The 1,046-nt window shown below is 73.1% G+C and carries 3 protein-coding genes; 2 read left to right on the top strand and 1 reads right to left on the bottom strand.

Going from position 1 to position 1,046, the window contains the following annotated elements:
* A partial coding sequence (locus tag DW299_RS02260) for a helix-turn-helix domain-containing protein (protein ID WP_136035487.1) occupies positions 1-177 on the bottom strand: 177 nt, incomplete at its 3' end.
* Between the two features lie 165 nt (positions 178-342).
* On the opposite strand from DW299_RS02260, the gene DW299_RS02265 reads away from it, so the two are divergent.
* On the top strand, positions 343-660 hold the full coding sequence (locus DW299_RS02265; RefSeq protein ID WP_136035488.1) for a PTS sugar transporter subunit IIB: 318 nt from the start codon (positions 343-345) through the stop codon (positions 658-660).
* Complete coding sequence (locus DW299_RS02270) at positions 657-938, top strand: HPr family phosphocarrier protein (protein ID WP_136030342.1); 282 nt, start codon at positions 657-659, stop codon at positions 936-938. The genes DW299_RS02265 and DW299_RS02270 overlap by 4 nt, the downstream gene beginning before the upstream one ends.
* The last annotated feature ends 108 nt before the right edge of the window (positions 939-1,046 follow it).

Raw genomic sequence — 1,046 nt, forward strand, 5'->3', positions numbered from 1 at the left:
CCCGGCGGGTCCCGACTCCACCACGGCCGCGCCGGGCGTGCGGGCGTTGAGGGCGGCGACGTACGACCGGATGCTCCGCGGGGTCACGCCGAGGAGGTCGGCCAGGCTCCCGGCGGTCGCCCAGCCCTCCTGCCGCAGCAGCAGCGCGAGGAGCTGATCCTGGCGCTGGCGCGACATGACTCCCCCTGCTCTGGCGTGCTGACCGCACTGTCCGACGTGTCTCCATGATGTCAGCCCGACGGGCGGGGCGCGCGGAAACCGAGGTTCCGCAGGGGCGGAAAGGAACGTGTTGGCGCGACCCCGCTCCGCGTTCTCAGACTGTTCTCAGGAAAGGCGGCATCGATGAGGATCCTCGTGGTGTGCGGCGCTGGCGCGTCGAGCACGTTCGTCGCGCAGCGGTTGCGCAGGGCGGCGGAATCCGTCGGCCTGGACTGGGATGCGGCGGCCGGAACGGAGAGCTCCGTCGCCGCAGGGCGCCACGACCTCGTGCTCATCGGCCCGCACCTCGGCGACCGGCTCGCCGACATCCGCCGCGCCGCCGACGGCCCGGTGGCTCTGCTGCCCGACGACGTCTTCGCCGACCGCGACGGCAGCCGCACCCTCCGGCTCGCCCGCTCGATCCTCGCCGACGCCGGCGAGACACCGAAAGGAACACCATGACCGCCACTCGCACCGTCCGGATCGGCTCCTCGCACGGCCTGCACGCCCGCCCCGCGAAGATCTTCGCGCAGGCGGCCAAGGATTCCGGTCTCGCTGTGACCATCGCGAAGGACTCCGGCAAGCCGGTCAACGCCGCCAGCATCCTCGGCGTCATCGCGCTCGCGGTCGAGCACGGCGACTACGTCACGCTCACGGCCGAGGGCGACGGCGCGGAGGACGTGCTGGACACGCTCACCGAGCTGCTGACCACCGATCACGATCAGGACGCGGCCGGATGAGCGAGCTGCGCGGGGTGGGAATCGGCCTCGGCGTCGCCCAGGGACCGGTCGTCCGGATGACCGAGGCGCTGCCGGCGCCGGACGACTCGCCCAGCACCGCGGGCGCCG

It is taken from the genome of Microbacterium sp. K35 (genome assembly GCF_004794375.1).
GTDB classification, from domain to species: Bacteria; Actinomycetota; Actinomycetes; order Actinomycetales; family Microbacteriaceae; genus Microbacterium; species Microbacterium sufflavum.

Bases quoted from the DNA above. Each gene is read 5' to 3' on its own strand.
- DW299_RS02265 (WP_136035488.1), top strand. From the start codon at position 343: ATGAGGATCCTCGTGGTGTGCGGCGCTGGCGCGTCGAGCACGTTCGTC.
- DW299_RS02270 (WP_136030342.1), top strand. From the start codon at position 657: ATGACCGCCACTCGCACCGTCCGGATCGGCTCCTCGCACGGCCTGCAC.